At 74.0% G+C, this 19,854-nt stretch carries 22 protein-coding genes; 13 read left to right on the forward strand and 9 right to left on the reverse strand.

Features of this window, described 5'->3' with window-relative positions; genetic code table 11:
• Nucleotides 1-205: 205 nt before the first annotated feature.
• The 3 genes from ACFQ87_RS20720 to ACFQ87_RS20730 are packed head-to-tail and all read left to right on the forward strand — an operon-like array spanning nt 206 to nt 2,075.
• Nucleotides 206-739: a hypothetical protein gene (locus tag ACFQ87_RS20720; protein ID WP_380612240.1), complete on the forward strand. Its 534-nt coding sequence runs from the start codon at nt 206-208 to the stop codon at nt 737-739.
• Nucleotides 736-1,272, forward strand: a complete 537-nt coding sequence (locus ACFQ87_RS20725; protein WP_380612310.1) for a hypothetical protein — start codon at nt 736-738, stop codon at nt 1,270-1,272. Before ACFQ87_RS20720 ends, ACFQ87_RS20725 begins: the two co-directional genes overlap by 4 nt.
• The gene (locus tag ACFQ87_RS20730) at nt 1,266-2,075 is read left to right on the forward strand and encodes an MOSC domain-containing protein (protein ID WP_380612241.1); all 810 of its coding nucleotides are present in this window, start codon (nt 1,266-1,268) and stop codon (nt 2,073-2,075) included. The genes ACFQ87_RS20725 and ACFQ87_RS20730 overlap by 7 nt, the downstream gene beginning before the upstream one ends.
• Here ACFQ87_RS20730 and cobC read toward each other — a convergent pair.
• Both cobC and ACFQ87_RS20740 read right to left on the reverse strand, forming a co-directional pair.
• The gene (gene cobC / locus ACFQ87_RS20735; RefSeq protein WP_380612242.1) at nt 2,062-3,108 is read right to left on the reverse strand and encodes an Rv2231c family pyridoxal phosphate-dependent protein CobC; all 1,047 of its coding nucleotides are present in this window, start codon (nt 3,106-3,108) and stop codon (nt 2,062-2,064) included. The two genes, ACFQ87_RS20730 and cobC, sit on opposite strands and share 14 nt — an antisense overlap.
• The gene (locus ACFQ87_RS20740; protein WP_380612243.1) at nt 3,105-4,475 is read right to left on the reverse strand and encodes a cobalamin biosynthesis protein; all 1,371 of its coding nucleotides are present in this window, start codon (nt 4,473-4,475) and stop codon (nt 3,105-3,107) included. The genes cobC and ACFQ87_RS20740 overlap by 4 nt, the downstream gene beginning before the upstream one ends.
• A 237-nt stretch (nt 4,476-4,712) precedes the next feature.
• Here ACFQ87_RS20740 and ACFQ87_RS20745 point away from each other — a divergent pair, with 237 nt between their 5' ends.
• From ACFQ87_RS20745 to ACFQ87_RS20760, 4 genes are all read left to right on the forward strand, one after another.
• Nucleotides 4,713-5,648: an alkaline phosphatase family protein gene (locus tag ACFQ87_RS20745; RefSeq protein ID WP_380612245.1), complete on the forward strand. Its 936-nt coding sequence runs from the start codon at nt 4,713-4,715 to the stop codon at nt 5,646-5,648.
• Between the two features lie 5 nt (nt 5,649-5,653).
• Nucleotides 5,654-6,973 carry an MFS transporter gene (locus ACFQ87_RS20750; RefSeq protein WP_380612246.1) on the forward strand — a complete coding sequence of 440 codons (1,320 nt, stop codon included), beginning with the start codon at nt 5,654-5,656 and terminating at the stop codon, nt 6,971-6,973.
• Between the two features lie 20 nt (nt 6,974-6,993).
• Nucleotides 6,994-8,019 (forward strand): TolB family protein, encoded by a 1,026-nt coding sequence (locus tag ACFQ87_RS20755; RefSeq protein WP_380612311.1) that lies wholly within the window; start codon nt 6,994-6,996, stop codon nt 8,017-8,019.
• A gap of 93 nt (nt 8,020-8,112) precedes the next feature.
• On the forward strand, nt 8,113-8,997 hold the full coding sequence (locus ACFQ87_RS20760) for a hypothetical protein (RefSeq protein ID WP_380612247.1): 885 nt from the start codon (nt 8,113-8,115) through the stop codon (nt 8,995-8,997).
• A gap of 77 nt (nt 8,998-9,074) precedes the next feature.
• Here ACFQ87_RS20760 and ACFQ87_RS20765 read toward each other — a convergent pair whose 3' ends face one another.
• The gene (locus tag ACFQ87_RS20765) at nt 9,075-10,022 is read right to left on the reverse strand and encodes an EamA family transporter (protein ID WP_380612248.1); all 948 of its coding nucleotides are present in this window, start codon (nt 10,020-10,022) and stop codon (nt 9,075-9,077) included.
• Nucleotides 10,023-10,150: 128 nt separating this feature from the next.
• On the opposite strand from ACFQ87_RS20765, the gene ACFQ87_RS20770 reads away from it, so the two are divergent.
• Nucleotides 10,151-10,663: a MarR family winged helix-turn-helix transcriptional regulator gene (locus ACFQ87_RS20770; protein ID WP_380612249.1), complete on the forward strand. Its 513-nt coding sequence runs from the start codon at nt 10,151-10,153 to the stop codon at nt 10,661-10,663.
• A gap of 159 nt (nt 10,664-10,822) precedes the next feature.
• On the forward strand, nt 10,823-11,275 hold the full coding sequence (locus tag ACFQ87_RS20775; protein WP_380612251.1) for a hypothetical protein: 453 nt from the start codon (nt 10,823-10,825) through the stop codon (nt 11,273-11,275).
• 7 nt (nt 11,276-11,282) lie between these two features.
• Here ACFQ87_RS20775 and ACFQ87_RS20780 read toward each other — a convergent pair whose 3' ends face one another.
• The gene (locus tag ACFQ87_RS20780) at nt 11,283-11,939 is read right to left on the reverse strand and encodes a class I SAM-dependent methyltransferase (RefSeq protein ID WP_380612252.1); all 657 of its coding nucleotides are present in this window, start codon (nt 11,937-11,939) and stop codon (nt 11,283-11,285) included.
• A gap of 219 nt (nt 11,940-12,158) precedes the next feature.
• On the opposite strand from ACFQ87_RS20780, the gene ACFQ87_RS20785 reads away from it, so the two are divergent.
• Nucleotides 12,159-12,620 carry a prevent-host-death family protein gene (locus ACFQ87_RS20785; protein ID WP_380612253.1) on the forward strand — a complete coding sequence of 154 codons (462 nt, stop codon included), beginning with the start codon at nt 12,159-12,161 and terminating at the stop codon, nt 12,618-12,620.
• A complete protein-coding gene (locus ACFQ87_RS20790; protein WP_380612254.1) occupies nt 12,617-12,973 on the forward strand; it encodes a hypothetical protein in 357 nt (118 codons plus the stop codon). Before ACFQ87_RS20785 ends, ACFQ87_RS20790 begins: the two co-directional genes overlap by 4 nt.
• 80 nt (nt 12,974-13,053) lie before the next feature.
• Here the strand turns inward: ACFQ87_RS20790 and ACFQ87_RS20795 are convergent, their stop codons facing one another.
• Nucleotides 13,054-14,229 (reverse strand): FAD-dependent monooxygenase, encoded by a 1,176-nt coding sequence (locus ACFQ87_RS20795; protein ID WP_380612255.1) that lies wholly within the window; start codon nt 14,227-14,229, stop codon nt 13,054-13,056.
• Nucleotides 14,230-14,369: 140 nt separating this feature from the next.
• On the opposite strand from ACFQ87_RS20795, the gene ACFQ87_RS20800 reads away from it, so the two are divergent.
• A complete protein-coding gene (locus tag ACFQ87_RS20800) occupies nt 14,370-14,963 on the forward strand; it encodes a TetR/AcrR family transcriptional regulator (protein WP_380612256.1) in 594 nt (197 codons plus the stop codon).
• 52 nt (nt 14,964-15,015) lie between these two features.
• Nucleotides 15,016-16,692, forward strand: a complete 1,677-nt coding sequence (locus ACFQ87_RS20805; protein WP_380612257.1) for a serine/threonine-protein kinase — start codon at nt 15,016-15,018, stop codon at nt 16,690-16,692.
• 18 nt (nt 16,693-16,710) lie between these two features.
• On the opposite strand, the gene ACFQ87_RS20810 is transcribed toward ACFQ87_RS20805, so the two are convergent.
• The 4 genes from ACFQ87_RS20810 to cobO form a co-directional block, all read right to left on the reverse strand.
• Nucleotides 16,711-17,187: an OsmC family protein gene (locus ACFQ87_RS20810; RefSeq protein WP_380612258.1), complete on the reverse strand. Its 477-nt coding sequence runs from the start codon at nt 17,185-17,187 to the stop codon at nt 16,711-16,713.
• An 82-nt stretch (nt 17,188-17,269) separates the two neighbouring features.
• Entirely contained in the window at nt 17,270-17,827 is a 558-nt protein-coding gene (gene cpt / locus ACFQ87_RS20815; RefSeq protein WP_380612259.1) for a chloramphenicol phosphotransferase CPT, read from the reverse strand.
• Between the two features lie 41 nt (nt 17,828-17,868).
• Nucleotides 17,869-19,239 carry a cobyrinate a,c-diamide synthase gene (locus ACFQ87_RS20820; RefSeq protein WP_380612260.1) on the reverse strand — a complete coding sequence of 457 codons (1,371 nt, stop codon included), beginning with the start codon at nt 19,237-19,239 and terminating at the stop codon, nt 17,869-17,871.
• A 4-nt stretch (nt 19,240-19,243) separates the two neighbouring features.
• Complete coding sequence (gene cobO, locus ACFQ87_RS20825; RefSeq protein WP_380612261.1) at nt 19,244-19,849, reverse strand: cob(I)yrinic acid a,c-diamide adenosyltransferase; 606 nt, start codon at nt 19,847-19,849, stop codon at nt 19,244-19,246.
• Between the last annotated feature and the right edge of the window lie 5 nt (nt 19,850-19,854).

The raw sequence follows: 19,854 nt of genomic DNA on the forward strand, positions 1-19,854 counted from the left end.
TAGGCCCTTCCCCGCCAGGGGGAGGGCCTACGGGTGTTCCGTCAGCCCTCGACCTCGGCCTCGGCGAGGTGGCCGGCGAGTGCCCGCGCGACGTCGGTTCGTCGACACGTGACAGTCCGACCGGCCGCGGCGGCCGTCCGCATAGGCAGGGTGCGTCAGGGCAAATCGCTGGTCAATCAGCGGTCGTCGCCGGACAATTCACGGCATGACCCAGCAGCCCCTGCTCCTGCTCGACGTGGACGGACCACTCAATCCCTATGCCGCGCCGAGGTTTCGGCGGCCGGACGGCTACCGCACCCACGACCTGATGCCGACCTGGTGGGCCGAGCGGCAGACGCGGCGCTCGGACGACGGGGTGAAGCCGCTGCGGGTGTGGCTGAACCCGGCGCACGGGCCGGAGTTGCTGGCGCTGCCCTACGAGCTGGTGTGGGCGACCACTTGGATGGACGAGGCGAACACCCACATCGGGCCGAACCTCGGACTGCCCGAACTGCCCTACATCCGTTGGACGGAGCTGTTCGGCGAGGATCCGGACGGGCTGCACTGGAAGACCAGGGACGTGGTCGCCTGGGCGGCCGGGCGGCCGTTCGCGTGGGTGGACGACGAGCTCGGCCCGCAGGACGCCGACTGGATCGAGGCGAACCACCCGGGCCAGGCGCTCGTCCTGCACGTCAACCCCCGGATCGGCCTGCTGGCCGAGGACTTCGCGACCCTGCGGGAATGGGCGGCCGCCGCATGACCGGACGGCCGTTGCTCCTGCTCGACGTGGACGGGCCGCTCAACCCCTACGCCGCGCCGAACACCCGCCGCCCCGAGGGCTACGGCACCCATCGGCTGCTGCCCGAGTCCTGGGTGGCGCGCCACGCGCCGCAGCCCCGGGAGCGGGTGAAGCCGCTGCGGGTGTGGCTGAACCCGGCGCACGGGCCGGAGTTGCTGGCGTTGCCGTACGAGCTGGTGTGGGCGACCACCTGGATGGACGAGGCGAACACCCACATCGGGCCGCGCATCGGGCTGCCCGAACTCCCGTACATACCCTGGACGGAGGTGTTCCGGGAGGATCCGGACGGGCTGCACTGGAAGACCAGGGAGCTGGTGGCCTGGGCGGCCGGGCGGCCGTTCGTCTGGCTGGACGACGAGCTCGGCCCGCAGGACATCGAGTGGATCGAGGCGAACCACCCGGCCCCGGCGCTGCCGCTGTGGGTCGACCCCCGGGCTGGCCTGCGGGAGCTGCACTTCGCGGCGCTGCGGGAGTGGGCGGAGGACGCGTGCTGATCGGCAGCGTCGAGCGGCTGCGCCGCTACCCGGTGAAGTCGCTGCTGGGGGAGGAGCTTTCGGCGGTCGAGGTGGACCGGCGGGGCCTGGCCGGGGACCGGGAGCGGGCGCTGCTCGACCTGGCGGCCGGGCGGGTGGCGAGCGCCAAGCACCCGCGGCTGTGGGCGGGCCTGCTCCGGTACTCGGCGGCGGCCACGGCGGACGGCGGGGTGGCGATCACCGGCCCGGACGGGCGTGGCACCGACGAGACGGAGCTGTCCGAGGCGTTCGGCCGCAAGCTCGCCCTGATCACCGAGCGCCCGCCCGGCGCGACGGTCGAGCGGGCCGTGCCGGAGGAGGTGCTCGCGCGCGGCATCGAGGCGGAAGTGTCGTTCACCGTCAGTGAGTTGGGGCGGGCCGCGCCGGAGGGCGGATTCTTCGACTTCGCTCCGCTGCACCTGGTCGCCAGTTCGACGCTGGCGGCCGTCGACGCCGAGGCCGAGCGCTACCGGCCTAACCTGGTGATCCGCACCGAGGGCGAAGGCTTCGTCGAGAACGCCTGGGTGGGGCGGGAGTTGGCGATCGGCCGGACGCTGCGGCTGCGGGTCGTGGTGCCCACCCCGCGCTGCGCCGTCCCGACCCTGCGGCACGGCCCGCTGCCCCGCCGCACCGGGGCGCTGCGGATTCCGGCCGAGCGGAACCGGCTGGTCCCGCTGGAGGGCATGGCGGAGCTGCCCTGCGCCGGGGTGTACGCGCAGGTGCTGGTGCCCGGCCGGATCGAGCCCGGCGACGGGGTCAGGCTGAACGGTGTCAGGTTGAACTGAGCACCGTCTCCAGGGCGTTGAGGAAGCGGTCGGTGGTCTCCTCGTCCCGGACGGCGATCCGCAGCCAGTCCTCGCCGAGCCCGGGGAAGGTGTCCCCGCGCCGGACCGCGAAGCCGTGCTCGCGCAGCCGCTCGCGCACGGCCGCCGCGCCCGGCAGCCGGACCAGGACGAAGGAGGCGGCCGCTTCGCCGTACGTCCGCAGGCCCGGGACGGCGGCCAGGCCCTTCAGCAGGTACGCGCGCCAGAGGGCCAGTTCGGCGGCAGCCTGCTCCGCCTCGGCCAGCGCGGCCGGGCCGCTGCAGATCTCGGCGGCGGCCAGTGCGGGGGTGGAGACCGGCCAGAGCGGCTGGGCGGCGCCGAGGGCGGCGATCAGCGGTGCCGGTCCGAGGGCGTAGCCGATCCGCAGCCCGGCCAGGCCCCAGGTCTTGGTGAGGCTGCGCAGGACGACGACCTGGCCGGGCAGGTCCCGGGTCGAGGCCAGGGACTCCCGCTCGCCCGGGACGGTGTCCATGAATGCCTCGTCCACCACCAGGGTGCGCCCGGGGCGGGCGAGCGCGGCGACGGCCTCGGCGGGGTGCAACACGGAGGTCGGGTTGGTGGGGTTGCCGAGGACGACCAGGTCCGCCTCCTCGGGGACGGTGCCGAGCCGGAACCCGTCCTCGGCGGCGAGCAGCACCCGGTGCACCCGGTGCCCGGCGTCCCGCAGCGCGGCCTCCGGCTCGGTGAACTGCGGGTGCACCACGGTGATGTGACGCGCCGCCGCCACCCTGGCGAGCAGCACGAAGGCCTCCGCCGCCCCAGAGGTGAGCAGCACCTCCTCGACCGGGCGCCCGTGCCGGGCGGCCACCGCGGCGCGGGCGGTGCCCTGGTCGGGGTAGGCGGCGAGGTCGCCGAGGGTCGTGGTCAGGTGCTCGCGCAGCCAGGCCGGGGGAGTGCCGGTGCGGACGTTGACCGCGAGGTCGACCAGTCCGCGGCCGTCGGCGCGCACCTCGGCGTCGCCGTGGTGGCGCAGGTCGGGTTCGGGGGCGGTCACGTGGAGGCTCCTTGCTGGTCAACGGGAAGGCCGGGCACCCGGAGGACGTCGTACGGGCCCGGCGGAACGGCGAGCCCGGCGCCGTCGCCGAGCGCGACCAGCGCGACGGCGTGCCCGTGGGAGGCCAGCGCGACGGCCGCTCCGGTGTGGTCGACCACCTGCCCGGTGCCGTCCGTCGCGACTCCGGCCCAGTCCAGGACCACTCCGCGGGCGTTCCGTACCGACCCGGGCTCCGGCACCGCGACCTGCCGCGTCCCCGGCCGGAGCAGCCCGGCCACCGCCTCGACCGCCTCCGGCCTGCCCACCACCGCCGAGGCACGCCGCAGCTCCGTCAGGGCGCGCGGCACCAGCAGGTCGTGCGCCCCCGGCCCGAGGCCGACCACCGCCAGCCGTCCGCGCACCGCGGCCCGGGCGATCGCGACCGTCGCCGTCGCCGACTTCCGCTTGGCGACCACGAGTTGACCACCGTTCGAGCTCGCCAGCGCCGCGGCCTCGGCCACGCTCGCCGTGCCGACCGCCGTACCGACGACCTCGGAGGGGTTCGGCACCGTGAGCCGGGCCAACTCATCGGCCGGGTGCTCGTCCACCGGTACGTTCAGGCAGCGCGCGGCCCAGCGCACCGCCGGGTGGTCCGTCTTGCCGGCCACGGTGGCCAACCGGGCGATTGCCGAGCGGAGGTGGCCGGTCTCCGCCAGTACGTCCGTCAGCAGCCGCATCGCCTCGACCGGTTCGGTGCCGCTGCCCGCGCCGATGCCGACGACCAGGGTGCGCGGGACCACCAGGAGGTCACTGTCGCCCGGGTCCGCCTGGTCGGTGATCCGCAACACCGGGGCGTCCTCGGGGGCCTCCGGCCGGATGTTCGGGGGCAGCGCGGGCAGCGGGTACGGCACGTCGGTGACCAGCCGCACCGGGCGGCCTTCCGTCGCCGCCCGCTCGGTGGCGGCGGAGCCGGGCCGGTAGTACCGCACGGCGTGCGATGTCAGGACGTCGAGCGGGCCCTCGGGGCGCGGCGGGTAGCGGGTGAGCACGGGCTCGACACCGAGTACCGCCTGCACTTCCCGGGCCAGCTCCTCTCCCCGCTCCCCGCCGGCCAGCGGGACCACCCAGCGCCGCTGCGAGTCCACGCAGAGCAGGTCCACCTCGCGGGGAAGCTTGACGAAGCCGCTGTTCAGCAGCGAGACGACATAGGGGACCGGCCCGAACACGACCACCTGCGGGTACCGGCCCACGGCGAATGCCAGCGCGTCCGGCGGCTGGAAGCAGTTGCCGCGTGAGGCGTGGCGGAGCTCGCTGCTCTCCGGCCAGGCGGCGTGCAGTTCCTCGGCGAGCGGGCGGACCGGCCCGTCGAGGGAGATCAGTCCGATCATCTGCCGTGCCCCTTCGTTCCGACCCCGTGGTCCCGGGCCCCCGTGATCCCACCACGTGCGGCCGAAACGGGTCAATCGCGGCGCGTGTGAGATCCGACGCGGACTCCGTTGCTTCGTACGGGGACCGCGTCGCAGCTGTTCGTCTGTTCTTCACTTCCCTTGTGCGGTACACGACATGCCGCGATCCTACTGTTCTCGGCGCTCCCGCCCCGGAAGCCCCGACACACGGAGGACCCCATGGCCTTCGCACGACTCCGCACCCCCGGCACCCCCACCGCCGGCCCGCGCCCCGCCCGTCGTCGCAAGCTCCGTCCGTTCACCGCCCTCGCCACCGGCCTCGGCCTGGTCGCCGGCTCGCTCGGCCTGTGGGCCGCGGGCGGCAGCGCGGCCGCCGACACCGCCGCCGGCCTGCCCTCGCCCGACCACGTGATCGTCGTCATGCTGGAGAACCACGCGTACTCGCAGGTCATCGGCAGCTCGAACGCGCCGTACATCAACGGCACCCTGGCGGCCGGTGGCGCGACGCTGACCCAGTCGTACGCGCTCACCCACCCCAGCCAGCCCAACTACTACATGCTGTTCTCCGGCAGCTCGCAGGGCATCGTCGACGACAGCTGCGTGGACGTCGGTGCGCTGCAGCAGCCGAACCTGGCCTCCGAGCTGCTCGCCGCCAACCAGACCTGGGCCAGCTACAACGAGGGCCTGCCGGCCCCCGGCGCCACCGACTGCCGCGTCGACAACTACGCCCAGAAGCACAACCCGTGGTTCGGCTTCGGCAACGTGCCCACCTCCACCGCCTACGGCATGGACGCGTTCCCGACCGACTTCACCACCCTGCCCAAGGTCTCCTTCGTCATCCCGGACCTGTGCGACGACATGCACGACTGTTCGGTGGGCACCGGCGACTCCTGGCTGCAGACCAACCTCGACGCGTACGCCCAGTGGGCCAAGAACAACAACAGCCTGCTGGTGGTGACCTTCGACGAGGACAACCGCCTGGCCGGCAACCGCATCCCGACCCTGGTCTACGGCGCCCACGTCGCCCCGGGCAGCTCCACCGCCACCAACTACAACCACTACGACGTGCTGCACACCCTGGAGGACCTGGCCGGCGTCAACGCCCACGCCGGCAACTCCGCCGGGGCCTCCGACATCACCGGCATCTGGAACTGACGCCCGTGTACGTCGCGGACTCCCGCAGCTCCAAGGCCCCCGCCGCACCGGCCACCGGCCCGGTGCGGCGGGGCGCCGCCCTGCGCGCCGTGCCGGGGGCGGTCCTCGCCCTCGGCGCCGTCAGCATGGTCACCGACATCTCCTCCGAGATGGTCAGTGCCGTCCTGCCGCTCTACCTGCTCACCGGACTCGGCCTGTCCCCGCTCGGCTTCGGGCTGCTCGACGGCATCCAGAACGGCTTCAGCGCCCTGGTTCGGCTCGTCGGCGGCCACCTCGCCGACCGCCGCGGCCGCGACGGGGCCGCCCGCCACAAGGCCGTCGCGGCCGTCGGGTACGGACTGTCCGCGCTGTGCCGCCCGCTGCTGCTGTTCGTCCACACCGTGCCGCTGATCGGCGCCGTCATCGCCGTCGACCGCACCGGCAAGGGCCTGCGCACCGCGCCCAGGGACGCGATGATCTCGCTCGCCACCGAACCCGCCCACCGCGGCCGGGCGTTCGGCGTGCACCGGGCGATGGACACGGCCGGCGCCCTGCTCGGCCCGCTCACCGCCTTCCTGGTGCTGCGCCTCGCGGGCGGCCCACTGCTCGCCGACGGCGGTGAACGGCACGGCTACGACGCCGTGTTCACGGTCAGCGCCTGCGTCGCCGCGCTGGGCGTGCTGATCCTGCTGCTGTTCGTGCCGAACCGGCAACGCGGTGACGACCCGTCGACCGCCGGCCCCTCGCTGCGGGACAGCCTCACCCTGCTGCGCCTGCCCGGGCTGCGCCGGCTCACCCTGTGCGCCGTGCTGCTCGGGCTCACCACCGTCAGCGACTCCTTCCTCTACCTGCTGATCCAGCGCCGACTCGGCCTGTCCGTCAACCTGTTCCCGCTGCTGCCGCTCGGCACCGCGGCCGCCTTCCTGCTGCTGGCCGTCCCGTTCGGCTCGCTCGCCGACCGGATCGGCCGCCGCCGGCTCTTCCTGCTCGGGCACGGGGTGCTGCTGCTCGCGTACGGGTTGCTGCTGTCGCCGCTGCACGGGCTGCCCGCGGTGATCGGCGTGCTGGTGCTGCACGGCTCCTTCTACGCCGCCACCGACGGGGTGCTCGCCGCCGCCGCGGCCGACACGGTGCCCGCCGAACAGCGCGGCGCCGGGCTGGCCCTGGTCGGCACCGGGCAGGCGCTGGCCCGGTTCGCCTGCTCGCTGCTGTTCGGCGCGCTGTGGAGCGCGGTGGGCGGCGCGACCGCCCTGGCCTGGTCGGCCGGGGCGCTGGCGCTGTGCGTGGGCGGCGCCGCGGTGGTGCTGCGCCGGTCGGAACCCGTTGCCGCCGAGGAGAGTTCGTGAACCTGCAGAACCTGCAGAACCTGCAGAACCGCACCAGAGTGATCGTGCTGCTGGTCACCGTCCTGGTGCTCGGCGCGGTCGGCACCGGAGCCGTCCTCTACGCGGCCGACCGCACCGCCGAGCGCGACCGCACCCAGGCCGGCGGGCCGGTCGTCAATCCGGGGGAGGTGTCCCTGCAAGTGCCCGGCAGTGGCCGGCAGTTGCTGTTCCGCAGCATGGCCTGGGGGCCGCACCGGGACGAGATCACCACCGTCCCCGCCGACCGGCCGGACGGCCCGCGCACCGCCTCCGGCGTCCAGTGCCTGCGCTTCCACGCCGCCGCCGGCACCGGCATCTGCCTGCAGGCCCAGCACGGCGCGCTGGAGGACACCTACCGGGCCGTCGTCCTGGACGACCACCTGCACGAGCTGCGCTCCTTCCCCGCCGCCGGGATTCCCACCCGCTCCCGGGTCTCGCCGTCCGGGCACCTCGCCGCCTGGACGGTCTTCGTCAGCGGCGACTCCTACGCGGGCACCAACTTCTCCACCCGCAGCTCGATCGTGGACGTGCGGGACTGGAACCTGCGGGAGAACCTGGAGGACTTCACCGTCATCAAGGACGGCCACCCGTACCAGGCGCACGACATCAACATCTGGGGCGTCACGTTCGCCGACGACAACACCTTCTACGCCACCGTGGCCACCGGCGGGCAGACCCACCTCGCCCGCGGTGACCTCGCCGCCCGCACCCTCACCACCCTGCACGACAACGTCGAGTGCCCCTCGCTCTCCCCGGACGGCACCCGCATCGCGTACAAGAAGCGAGTCCCCGGCCTGCCCGCCGACTCCCCGTGGCGGCTCTACGTCCTCGACCTGGGCACGATGACCGAGACCGCCACCGCCGAGCAGCGCAACATCGACGACCAGGCGCTCTGGTCCGACAACGGCACCCTGCTCTACGCCCTGCCCGGGGACTACGGCGCCGACCTGTGGACCGTCCCGGCGGACGGCTCCGGCAGCGCCCGGCTGGTCACGAAGGCCGCGGTCGCCCCCGCCTACCTGGGCTGAGGAACTCTGGGCTACGGTCCCACGTCGAGCAGAGAATGACGTCCTGATCGAATGTTCCGATCGGACGTCCTGATCGAGGGGGAGCGAGAAACCGTGGACGGCATCCCACCCGAGCGGATGGTGACCGACTCCTGGCCCGCCCTGCACGGCCGCCCGGTCCTGCGGCGCACCGTCGCCGTCGGACTGGTGCTCGGCGTGTCCGTCGCCGCCGCCCTGGTGGTGCGCGGCGTCAACACGCTCACCGCCGGGCAGGTCGGCCGGGAGACCGACCGCGACCGCGCCGAGCGGCTGGCCGGCCTCCACCCCTCCCAGCACCCGGGCGCGGGGCGGTACTACGTACCGGTCAGCACGGTCTACACCCGGACGTCGGACGGCGCGCCGGTCGCGTACCTGCACTACCGGCTCGGGGGCGGCAAGGACCCGGGGCTGGGCGACTTCCTGCGGGCGTACGACCTCCCGGCGCCCGGGCCGGCCGCTCCGCTGCCGCCGGACCTGGCGGCGGCGCTGGGCGGGGACGAGCCGGCGGAGGCGCCGGAGCTGCCGGAGGAGGAGCCTTCGGCGTCCCCTTCCGCGACTCCGTCGGCGGTCGCGTCCCCGTCGGCGGTCGCGTCCCCGTCCGGGACCACCTCCGCCCCGGTCGCCATCGCGGCGCAGCCGTCGGACGGCGGCTCCGCCGACGCGAGCGCTGACGCCGACGCGAGTACCGACGCCGACGCCGACGCCGACGACGCGTCCGATGAACCCTCTGCACCACCTGAGCCCTCGGCCGAGTCGGACGCCAAGGCCGGGGTCGGGGAGGGCAGCCCCTCCCCGACCCCGGCCCCGCCGTCCACGCCCACCTGGACGGCTACCCCGACCCCCGGCTGGACCCCGTCCGCCGTCCCCACCCACCCGGTCGGCGCCCGCCGGATCTACGTCGCCACCATCCCCGGCGGCCTGCCCGGCTCCGCCGACATCTACATCCGCGCCACCGGCTGAGCCGCTCCGCTCCCCATGCCTCAGCCCCGCCGGTCGCGTGGCCGGCGGGGCTGAGGGGGCGGGGGAGCGAGGGGTCGTCAGCGCGCGGCTGCCGCCCGGGGCGTTGCCGCCCGGGTCGCGGGCACCGAGCCGGGCACCGAGTCGGGCGCCGGACCCGCCGTGGCGGCCCGGCGGGCCGGGGACTGGCCGGCGAGCATGGCGCCGAGCGCCAGCACCAGGCCCAGGACCTGCCACGGGGTGAGGGTCTGGCCGAGGACGACCAGGCCGCCGACCGTCGCCACCACCGGGTTGATCAGCCCCAGGAAGGAGGCCGGCCCGGCGCCCAGGCGCTCGATGCCGCGGAACCACAGCACGTACCCGAGCGCGGTGCTGAACAGTCCCAGGTAGGCGAAGCCCGCCAGGTTGGAGGCGCTCAGGGCCGGCGGCGCGCCCTCGACCAGCGCCGCGAGCGGGACCAGGAAGACCGATCCGGCGAGGAGCTGCCAGGCGGTGAGGTCGACCATGGTGGCGCCCTCCGGGCGTCCCCAGCGCCGGGTGAGGACGGTGCCCATGGCCATCAGCCCGATCGCGGTGACCATCGCGGCGATTCCGACGCCGTCCAGCGTGGCCCCGCTCTTGAGCACCAGCAGCGCCACCCCGCCGACCCCGGCCAGCCCGGCGAGCAGCGCCCGGCGCCCGGGCCGCACCCGGAGCACGCCGACCGAGAACCCGGCGACCAGCAGCGGCTGGATCGCCCCGATGGTGGCCGCGACGCCGCCGGGCAGGCGGTAGGCGCCGACGAAGGTGAGCGGGAAGAACAGCCCGATGTTGAGCATCCCGAGCACCGCCGCGCGCCCCCACCAGCGCCCCTTGGGCAGTTTGCGGCCGATCAGCAGCAGGAGCAGCCCGGCCGGCAGCGCCCGCAGGGCGGCGAGCAGCAGTGGGCGGCCTTCGGGGAGCAGCTGAGTGGTGACCAAGTAGGTGGTGCCCCAGGCGGCCGGGGCGAGTGCGGCGGTGGCGGCGATCGCGGTGCGCTTGCGGTCCATGGTGTCCCCCTCAACGTTGACTATCTGAACGTTGAGATATTTCTACGCCCCGGGATCGGTGAACGTCAAGTATGTGAATGTTAAGATATCTGCGACGACAGCGACCGGCCGTAGAGAGGCGGACCACCATGCAGCAGCGCGACACCGTCGACGACATCGCCGAGCAGTGGAGGAGGGTCGACCCCGGCCTGGATCTGGAGGCCATGGCCCTGATCGGCCGACTCCGGCGGCTGAACGTCCGGGTCGACAACGCCCTGCGCGAGTACTTCGCCACCTGTGGCCTGGACTCCTCCGAGTTCGACGTCCTGGCCACCCTCCGTCGCTCCGGCGAGCCCTACGAGCTCAACGCCCGCGCCCTGCTCAAGTCGGCGATGGTCACCTCCGGCGCCATCACCAACCGCGTCGACAAGCTATCCGCCAAGGGCCTGGTCGAACGCAACCCCTGCCCGACCGACCGCCGCGCCGTCCTGGTCCGCCTCACAGCGGCCGGCAAGGAACTCATCGACGCCGCCCTGCCCGGCCACCTCCAGAACGAGGAGCGCATTCTCACCGCCCTCGACTCCGACGAGCGCGCCCAGCTCGACACCCTGCTGCGCAAGCTCCTCGTCGCCCACGGCGACACCGAACCCCTCCTCGACTGAGCCGCCGTCGGTGCCCCGTGCCGTCGCGTTCCTCGCCCGGCGGGCGGTGCTCCCCGCCCTGGTGCACGGCGTGCGTCCGTAGCGGTGCGGTAGTTCGCGTGTCCACCACCCGCCCGGCCGCGTTATCCCATCGGGACGCCGTACCGGAGGAGGGCCCCGATGAAGCGCAAGACCCCCAGGGACATCGCCGTCGACGACCAGTTGCGGGCGGCCGGCGCCGAGGGCGCCCAGTGGCTCGCCGCCGCCGGGTGGGGTCCGCCGGTGAAGGTGCCGCTGCAGAACGCGGCCAGGTGGCAGCGGGAGACCCGGGACCGGATGCTGGCGGCGCAGCAGGACGAGTCCTGCACCTGGTGCGACCACCTGTTGCACGGCGGCCCGCAGCCCGTCGTCGTGCACGCCGAGCATCCGACCCACCTGGTCTGCCGCGCCTGCTCCGTGGCCGCCCGCCCCCACCGTCCGTGCCTGGACTGCGGAAAACCGGCGGATTCGAAGTCGCCACTGGACGGCCGCGAGGACGTCTGCATGGGCACGGTGGCGATCTACACCCGCCTCCGCTGCGCCGCCTGCTTCCGCGCCAACCCGCTCGACGGCACTTTCGGCAGCGGCTCGTGACGTCTCGCTAAAGGTGTGCGACCAACGCGTAGCGCTCGTCATTCACGGGGCCACCCCACAGGGCGGCGTCCCCGCTGAGCGGCTCGACGCGCAGCTCCGCCACCAACGGGCTTACCGCCCCCGCGAGTTCCTCCGCCCCGACGCCGCCGCCCCAAGGCAGGTGCTCCGCGCCGGCGACGTACGGCGTCGTCTGCTCGCCGGCCTCGCGCCACCGTCCCTCGACCAGCACCAGCCGTCCGCCGGGCCGGAGCAGCCGCACCCAGGCGCGAAGTGCCCGCTCCGGGTCGGGAAGCGTCCAGATCAGGTGGCGGCAGAGCAGCACGTCGAAGCCGGCCTCCCGTACCGGCGGCGCACCCGCATCGCCGACCAGGAACCGCGCCGCCACCCCGGCCGCCGCGAGCTTCGCCCTGGCCCGGGCCACCATGCGCGGCGCCAGGTCCACCCCGGTCACCCGATGCCCACCCGCCGCGGCCAGCTCCGCCAACGACCCTGTCCCGCACCCCACATCAAGCACATCCGCAGGCCCCGACGGCAACCACCCCCGAACCCGCCGCGCCCACGCCTCCCGCGTCACCGTCTCCCGCAATCCGTGATCCGGCTCGTCATCGAAACCCGACGAAGCCGCGTCCCAGTAGTCGGCGATGGCCCGGCTGGAGTCAGTCATGCCGGCCATCATCGCAACCGGTACTGACATTGATGCTTGGTACTCAGGTTCCGGTGGTCGTGACCCGGGTACTGACTGACGCCCTGCTGGGCTGTCCTCCGGTTGTTCTGTCCGGCCACCGGGACCTGTTCATCCGGCCCGACCAGGCCGGACCGGCCATTCACGCGTGTGCAGCAATCGCGATTGACTTCGGAACGTATTCCGAATTAGCGTCGAATCATGTCGACTCTCACCGTGTCCTTCTCCGACCTGTCGAAGAACTCCAAGCGCGTCGCGGACACCGTGGAGCGCGCCCAGCGCGTGCACGTCACGCGGCGGGACGGTGAGGATCTGTACCTCACCACCGAGCGCCACGACCGCCAGCGCGAGGAGACCGCAGACGTCACCGCTCGCCTGTTCACCGCGCTGATCAGCAGCGACGAGGGTGCGCGGGCTGTCCTGCTGGCTCTTCCCGCCGTCTTTCCCTGGGTCAGGCACCTTTCTGCGGAGGAGGTGCGCGAGTTCGTCGACGACCTCGTCGATGCGACGCGCGATGTCGTGGAACTCGACGTACACGCCAATCTGCACCGCGTGATAGTGGAATGGCGCGCCACCGCCAGAATCCTCGCGGACCCGGAGCTGACGGCGGAGCTCACCGGGCCCCTTCCCGGTGACGATCACGGCGAGGTGGCCGCGCCGTGAGCCCCAAGCGTGGTGATGATGTCGCGCCGCCGCCAGTCGGTGACGAGTGGCGGGTGCGCTTCGGCACGACCGAGGCCGCGAAGGGCTGGGGCGAACTGTGCGCCGAGGCGCCGGGTAACGCCCGCCGCTGCTTCGAGGCATTGAGAGCGAACCCGCTCGCCAGGACGGATCCCGACCGTCAGCATCGGCTCCGGGGCCGCCTGGCGACCCGGATCCTCGGGGGCGTCGAGCTGCCACAGTGGGAGTATGAGGTGACCGCCGGTGGGCGGGTGCGATACGTGGTGGACGGGGCGACCTGCGCCGTGTACGTCGTCTATGCCTCGCCCCGGCACCCGAAGGACACCGACGCGTAGTCCGGGAATCTCATGCCAGGGGCGCCGACCAGCAGCGCGCCCGACCTTTCCGGTACGCCTTGCTGTGGCCGGTCGCTCCGTCACACCTCGCCGCTCAGCGCCGGCGGCTGCCAGTCGTACGTCGCCGTGGAGCGGCTGAGCAGGGCCCGGGTGGGGAGGAGGCCGGCGAGGGTGAGGGCGGTGTCGCGGAGGAGGGTGGCGGCGGGGGTGCGGAGGGCGACCAGGGCGCCGATGCGCCGGGAGGCGGTGACGACGGCGGTGGTGCGGGGGAGGCGGGCGGCGGTGTAGGCGGGCAGGGGTGAGGCGAGGTCGGTCGAAGGGGTGAGCAGGGAGGCGAGGACGAGGGCGTCCTCGATGGCCTGGCACGCGCCCTGGCCCAGGAAGGGGCACATGGCGTGGGCGGCGTCGCCGAGGAGGGCGACCCGGCCGTGGTGGTAGGCGCGCAGGGGGGCGGAGAGTTCCCAGACGTCGTTGCGGAGCACCCGGTCGGGCTCGGCGAGGGCGAACAGCTGGGGGACGGGTGCGCACCAGTCGCCGTACAGCTGCTGGAGTTCGGCGTGTTCGCTGGCCGCCCGGGCGCCGACCGGGGCGAGGGCCGCGCCGTAGACGTAGACCCGGCCGTCGGCGAGCGGGACGACTCCGGCGAGCCGGCCGCGGCCCCAGACCTCGCCGACGGCGGCCGGGTGCCGGCCAGGGGTGACGATGGCGCGCCAGGTGGTGAAGCCGCTGTAGCGCGGGCCGGGGTGCTGGGGGAGGAGCAGGCCGCGGGTCGTGGAGCGGATGCCGTCGGCGGCGACGACCAGTCCGGCGGGCTGCTCCCCGTCGGTGGTGCGGACGACGGCGGGTTCGTCGGTGCTGCCGGGGGTGACCAGGGTGGCGGGGGAGTCGGTGCGGACGGTGCCTTCCGGCAGGGCGTCGACCAGGGCGGCGATGACGTCGGCGCGCGCGACGGCGGCGATCGGGTCGCCGAAGTAGGCCTCGACGGCGGCGGAGCTGGTGCGGGCGAGCCAGCGGCCGGAGGGGTGGCGTACGCCGACGGCGGGGTGCGGGGTGGCGAGGGCGCGCAGTCGGGGGCCGACGCCGAGTCGGTCGAGGGCGCGCAGGGCGTTGGGGGCGAGGGCGAGGCCGGCGCCGACGGGTTCCAGGGAGGCGGCGCGTTCGTGGACGGTGACGGGGACGCCCTGCCGGTGGAGGGCGAGGGCGGCGGTGAGGCCGCCGATGCCGCCGCCGATGACGATCGCCTGGTGCAGGCCCATGAGGGGCTCCTCTTCTCGCGCGATCTGGTCACTACAGGTGTAGTGTCCGATGTTCAGCACGGTACTACATGTGTAGTGAGCCGTAAACTACGGCTGTAGTGAGTTGGGGGAGCCCGAATGGAAAGGCCATGATCGGACCCATGACACCCCCGCGCCCGACCCTGATCGCCGACGCCGCCATCGACCTGATCGCCGACGCCGGCCTGCGCGGACTCACCCACCGCGCCGTCGACGACGCGTCCGGCCTGCCCGCCGGCTCGACCTCCAACCTCGCCCGGACCAGAGCCGCCCTGCTGGAACTCGTGCTCACGCGGATCGTCGAGCGGGAGACCGCCGACTACCCGGTCTTCGTCGAGGGCCGACTGCCGGAGAGCACCCTTCCGGCACGCCGACTGCTGGTCGAGATCGGCGCCGAGGTGCTCTTCCAGGCGCTCACCAGCGGCCGCAGGCTCACCCTGGCCCGCCTGGAACTCGCCCTGGAGGCCACCCGCAGGCCCGAACTGCGCACCGTCTACGACCGCCTGGGCGCACGCTTCGCCCAGCTCGCCGCCGAGCTGCTCGCCGCCGTCGGCTCCGCCGACCCGGTGGCGGACGCCCGTCGGCTGATCCGCTGGTGCGACGGCGTGCTGTTCAACGCGACGGCCGGCAGCGGGCACTGGCACGTGCCGACGCCGGAGGAACTGCGTGAGGAGATCGACCGCTACCTCACCGCACTGCTGGGCGCGGAGGTCTAACAGTCGGGCGCCCGGGCCTATACTCCGTGTGCTCGATCAGCCAGGGGGAAGCATGTTGAGCGCGTTGAACGTCGTCGTACTGCTCATGATCGGTGCGGCGCTGCTGCTGCGGCTGGCGACGCTGCCGGTGCTGGTGCGTGCCCAAACGGCAACGCGCCTACGGGCGTTGACGGCGACGGGCGTGGACGCGACGGCGGGTGCGCCGGGCGGCATCGGCGCGACCGTCGGCGAGTTGGCGGTCGGCCTGCTGGGCATCGCCGGGGTGGTGGTCTTCCTGTCCGTCAACGTCGGGGGCAGTTTCGTCTTCAAGGGGCTGGGGCAGCCGTTCGACCCCGCCAACGCCAGGTACATCGCCTACTCGACGCACATGGCCCTCGACCTGGCGCGGACTATATACATCGCCACCTTCGTCACCTGCCTGCTGCTCTGTCTGCTGTTCAGCTATCTGACCCAGCGCAAGCTGCTGACCGCCGGCCTGCCCCGGCAGGCGTGGTCGGCCGGCCCGACCCAGGCCCGGGTCATCGGCCTGCTCGCCGTCCGTGCGGCGCTCGGCATCTTCCTCCTGCCGGTCGCCATGGTCCTCCCGGCACTGGTGTTCCAGATCGTCGCCGTACTCGTGAGCCGCAAGCCCAAGCCGGTCGGCGCGGGGGACGGCGGTGCGGGGGGCGATGCCCAAACGGCCGAGGCGGCCCAAGCGTCCCCGGTGTTCCAGGCGCCGCCGAACCCGTACGCGCCCACCGTCCCGCCGCAGACGCCGTACGTCCCGACGCAGTTCGCCCCGCCCGTCCCGCCGACCCCACCGGCCCCGCCCGTGGTGTCGAGCCCGTCCGTCGGCCAGCCGCTCAGCCCGCACGACGCCCGCACGATCGGTGGTTACCGGCTCCTCGGCCGGATCGGCTCCGGCGGCATGGGCACGGTCTACCTCGCCCAGCGCCAGGGCTCCGCCACCCAGGTCGCCCTGAAGACCATCAACCTCGAACTCCTCAACGACGCCGAGCTGTTGCGCCGCTTCCAGCGCGAGTCCGAGGTGCTGGCCATGGTCCCCGGCGCCCACACCGCCCGGGTGCTCGACGCGGGCGTGGACGCCGGACGCCCGTACCTGGCCATGGAGTTGCTGGACGGCCACCCGCTCGACGTCCACCTGCGCGAGCAGGGCCCGATCCGCTCCGCCGAGGCGCTGCGCGCCCTCGCGCTGGCGCTGGCCGTGGCGCTGTCCGGGGTGCACCGGCTGGGGCTGGTCCACCGGGACCTCAAGCCCGCCAACATCATGCTGACCACGGCCGGCCCGCGTCTGCTGGACTTCGGCATCGCGGCGATCGTGGACGGCACCCGGCTCACCGCCACCGGCGGCGGGCCGGGCACCTTGACGTACATGGCGCCGGAGCAGTTCGGTGAGGAGCGGGTCGGTCCGGCGGCCGACGTGTGGGCCTGGGCGTGCTGCGTGGTGTGCGCGGCGCACGGCGCCAGCCCGTTCGCGGCGACCAACACGGGCGCGGTGATCCGGCGGATCGTGGACACCGGGCCCGAGCCGGCCGCGCTGGCGGCGGTCCAGGCCCTCGACCCGGGCCTCGCCGCCGTCGTCACCCGCGCGCTGGCCATCGACCCGGCGCAGCGCCCGGCGGACGGTACCGCCCTGCTGGCGGCGCTCGCGGCGGCCCAGCCGACGGCGCCGGACCCGGCGGGCGTCCACGACCAGATCACCCGGGGCTGGCAGACGCTCGCACTGTAGGCCAGGGCCGCCGGCTGCCTACGCCTGACCCGCGACCGTCACCTCGGGCTCGTTCCGCACCGGGAAGTTGACCGAGTTGGCGATGAAGCAGGCCCGGTGCGCCTCCGAGTGCAGGGCGAGCGCCTTCTCCGCCATCCCCGCCTCGGCGACCTCGATCCGCGGGTGCAGCACCACCGAGGTGAAGTGCCCGCCCTCCGGCGCCACGGCCATGGTGCCCACCGGCCGGTCGACGTACGAGGTCACCACGACCCCGTTCACCGCGCACAGGTGCAGGTACGAGAGCAGGTGGCACTGGGAGAGCGAGGCGAGCAGCAGCTGCTCCGGGTTCCAGCGGGCCGCGTCGCCGCGGAAGACGGGGTCGGCGGAGCCGGGGACGGTCGGCAGGCCCTCGGCGGACACCTCGACGTCGCGGGAGTAGGAGCGGTAGTCGCTGGTGCCGGTGCCCCGGTTGCCGGTCCAGCTGATCTCGGCGGTGTACTCGTGCTGCCTGGCCATGCGCGTGCCTCCGTGGGAAGGGGGTTGCTGCCGGACAGTCAACCGCAGCAGGGCGCCCGAGCGGGGCTCAAGCGCGGCGCGGTCACCCGAGCGAGACTCGATGCGGTCCGGTCACCCGCGCGAGGACCGCTCGGGCGCATTCTCTCGGCGAGGCCCGCGAGGTGTCCACCGCCAGGTCGTACGAGACGCCCCGGTGCACCGACTCGGCCTGCGCCGCGGCCATCCCGGCGACCCGGTCGCCGCGCGCGGCCTCCCGGGCCGCGGCCACCGCCGGGTCGCAGTGCACGCCGACCCAGAGCACGTCCAGGCCCTCCAGCGCGGCCCGCCAGCGCTGCTGGGAGGCGGCCCCGCCGAGGAACACCTCGTCCACCACGATCCGGGCCCCGGCCCGGGCCATTGCCGCGACCCCGACCGTCCAGGCGGCGTCCAGCGCGGCGAACGCCGGCCCGACCTCCACCGTGCCGCCCCCGTCCTCCAGCCCGCCGATGCCCTCGCCGCCGGCCAGCAGCCGCGGCGGCAGCGCGGAGACCATGGTGTCCGCGCCGAGGTGCAGCCACGGCTCCGGCAGCAGCTCCTGCAGGCGGCGGGCGATGCTCGACTTGCCGGAGCTGGAGCCTCCGTTGAGGACGATCACATGCATGCGCGCATCGTAGGGGCGAACCGCTCGGTGAAGCAGCCGGATTACCGACCCGCCCGGTAGGCCGCCGCCGCGGCCGCGAACGAGGAGGCCAGCGCGGGGGCACCGGCCCAGTGCAGGTGCAGGTACGAGGCGTGCACGTTCCCGCCCGTGAAGCCCTCGGTGCGCGGCCCGGTCGGCAGCCGCCAACCCCAGGCGGGGAGTTCGCCCGCGCCCGGCTCGCAGACCGTCCGGTGGAACTCGTGCCCGCGCAGCCGGGTGCCGGCCGCGGCGAGCGGGGAGTCGTGCAGTGCGACGGCCTCGCGGTAGCCGAGGGTGAGCCGTTCGGTCATCCGGGCGGTGGTGTCCAGCACGCCGCACATCGGCAGCCCGTCCAATTCCCGGCCCAGGTAGAGCAGTCCGGCGCACTCGGCGGCGATCGGCCCGCCCGATGAGGCGAACTCCGCTATGGCCCGCCGCAGTTCGGCATTCCCGCTCAACTCCCGTACGTACAGCTCCGGGAAGCCGCCGCCGATGACCAGGCCGGCCGTCCCCTCCGGCAGCGCCGAGGCGTGCAGCGGGTCGAACGGGACGACCTCCGCGCCGGCCGCGCCGAGCAGTTCGGCGTTCTCGGCGTACGAGAAGGAGAACGCGGCGCCACCCGCCACCGCGATCCGCGGCCGCCCGGCCACCGGCGCGACCTCGGCCGACGGGTCCCACGGCTCGGCGTCCAACTCCGGTGCCGTGCGCGCGAGTTCCAGCAGGGCGTCGAGGTCGACCGAGGAGGTGACCAGCCCGCCCATGTCCGCGACGGCCTTCAGCGCCTCCGTCGAGCGCTCCACCGCCGGGATCAGCCCCAGGTGCCGGGACGGCGTGGCGACCGCCGCCGAGCGGCGCAGCGCGCCCAGCACCGGCACGCCGGAGCCCTCCTCCAGGGCCTCGCGCAGGAGCTGCTCGTGCCGGTCGGAGGCGACCCGGTTGAGGATCACCCCGGCGAGGCGCACCTGCGGGTCCCAGGAGGCGAATCCGTGCACCAGTGCGGCCACCGACCGGGACTGCGAGGAGCCGTCCACCACCAGCACCACGGGTGCCCGCAGCAGCTTGGCGACGTGCGCCGTGGACGCCAACTCCCCGCGCCCGGAGGCCCCGTCGAACAGCCCCATGACCCCCTCGACCACCGCGACGTCCGCCCCGGCCGAGCCGTGCAGGAACAGCGGCGCGATCCGCTCCGGCCCGCACATGAAGGCGTCCAGGTTGCGGCCCGGGCGCCCGGCGGCGAGCGCGTGGTAGCCCGGGTCGATGTAGTCCGGGCCGACCTTGTGCGGGGACACCGCCAGCCCGCGCGCGGCGAGCGCCACGATCAGGCCGGTGGCGACGGTGGTCTTGCCCGCGCCCGAGGAGGGCGCGGCGATGACGAGGCGGGGGATGTTGCTCAAGAGGTCACCACTCGATACCGCGCTGGCCCTTGCGGCCGGCGTCCATGGGGTGCTTGACCTTGGTCATCTCGGTGACCAGGTCGGCGAAGTCGGTCAGCGCCTCGGGCGCGTACCGGCCGGTGATGACGACGTGCTGGCTGCCCGGGCGCTCCTTGAGCACCGACACCACCTCGTCCGGGTCGATCCACCCCCAGTGCATCGGGTAGGTGAACTCGTCCAGCACGTAGAAGCGGTAGGTCTCGGCCGCGAGGTCGCGCTTGACCTGCTCCCAGCCCTCCTTGGCCGCCTCCTCGCTGGACATCTCCTGCTCGGCGGAGCGCTGGATCCACGACCAGCCGGAGCCCATCTTGTGCCAGTCGACGGTGCCGCCCTCGCCGGAGGCGCCGAGGACGCGCAGCGCGTTCTCCTCGCCGACCTTCCACTTGGCGGACTTCACGAACTGGAACACCCCGACCGACCAGCCCTGGTTCCAGGCCCGCAGCGCCATGCCGAACGCGGCCGTGGACTTGCCCTTGCCGGGGCCGGTGTGCACGGCGGTGATCGGCTGCGTGCGGCGCTGGCGGGTCGTCAGGCCGTCGTCGGGAACGCTCTCGGGGACACCCTTGGGCATGTCGG

The sequence above is a fragment of the Kitasatospora sp. NPDC056531 genome, assembly GCF_042794375.1.
Classification (GTDB): domain Bacteria; phylum Actinomycetota; class Actinomycetes; order Streptomycetales; family Streptomycetaceae; genus Kitasatospora.

Coding starts and splice junctions, on each gene's coding strand:
- ACFQ87_RS20720 (WP_380612240.1), top strand. CDS start 206: ATGACCCAGCAGCCCCTGCTCCTGCTCGACGTGGACGGACCACTCAAT.
- ACFQ87_RS20725 (WP_380612310.1), top strand. CDS start 736: ATGACCGGACGGCCGTTGCTCCTGCTCGACGTGGACGGGCCGCTCAAC.
- ACFQ87_RS20740 (WP_380612243.1), bottom strand. CDS start 4,475: ATGATCGGACTGATCTCCCTCGACGGGCCGGTCCGCCCGCTCGCCGAG.
- ACFQ87_RS20745 (WP_380612245.1), top strand. CDS start 4,713: ATGGCCTTCGCACGACTCCGCACCCCCGGCACCCCCACCGCCGGCCCG.
- ACFQ87_RS20765 (WP_380612248.1), bottom strand. CDS start 10,022: ATGGACCGCAAGCGCACCGCGATCGCCGCCACCGCCGCACTCGCCCCG.
- ACFQ87_RS20770 (WP_380612249.1), top strand. CDS start 10,151: ATGCAGCAGCGCGACACCGTCGACGACATCGCCGAGCAGTGGAGGAGG.
- ACFQ87_RS20775 (WP_380612251.1), top strand. CDS start 10,823: ATGAAGCGCAAGACCCCCAGGGACATCGCCGTCGACGACCAGTTGCGG.
- ACFQ87_RS20780 (WP_380612252.1), bottom strand. CDS start 11,939: ATGACTGACTCCAGCCGGGCCATCGCCGACTACTGGGACGCGGCTTCG.
- ACFQ87_RS20785 (WP_380612253.1), top strand. CDS start 12,159: ATGTCGACTCTCACCGTGTCCTTCTCCGACCTGTCGAAGAACTCCAAG.
- ACFQ87_RS20795 (WP_380612255.1), bottom strand. CDS start 14,229: ATGGGCCTGCACCAGGCGATCGTCATCGGCGGCGGCATCGGCGGCCTC.
- ACFQ87_RS20800 (WP_380612256.1), top strand. CDS start 14,370: ATGACACCCCCGCGCCCGACCCTGATCGCCGACGCCGCCATCGACCTG.
- ACFQ87_RS20805 (WP_380612257.1), top strand. CDS start 15,016: ATGTTGAGCGCGTTGAACGTCGTCGTACTGCTCATGATCGGTGCGGCG.
- ACFQ87_RS20810 (WP_380612258.1), bottom strand. CDS start 17,187: ATGGCCAGGCAGCACGAGTACACCGCCGAGATCAGCTGGACCGGCAAC.
- cpt (WP_380612259.1), bottom strand. CDS start 17,827: ATGCATGTGATCGTCCTCAACGGAGGCTCCAGCTCCGGCAAGTCGAGC.
- cobO (WP_380612261.1), bottom strand. CDS start 19,849: ATGCCCAAGGGTGTCCCCGAGAGCGTTCCCGACGACGGCCTGACGACC.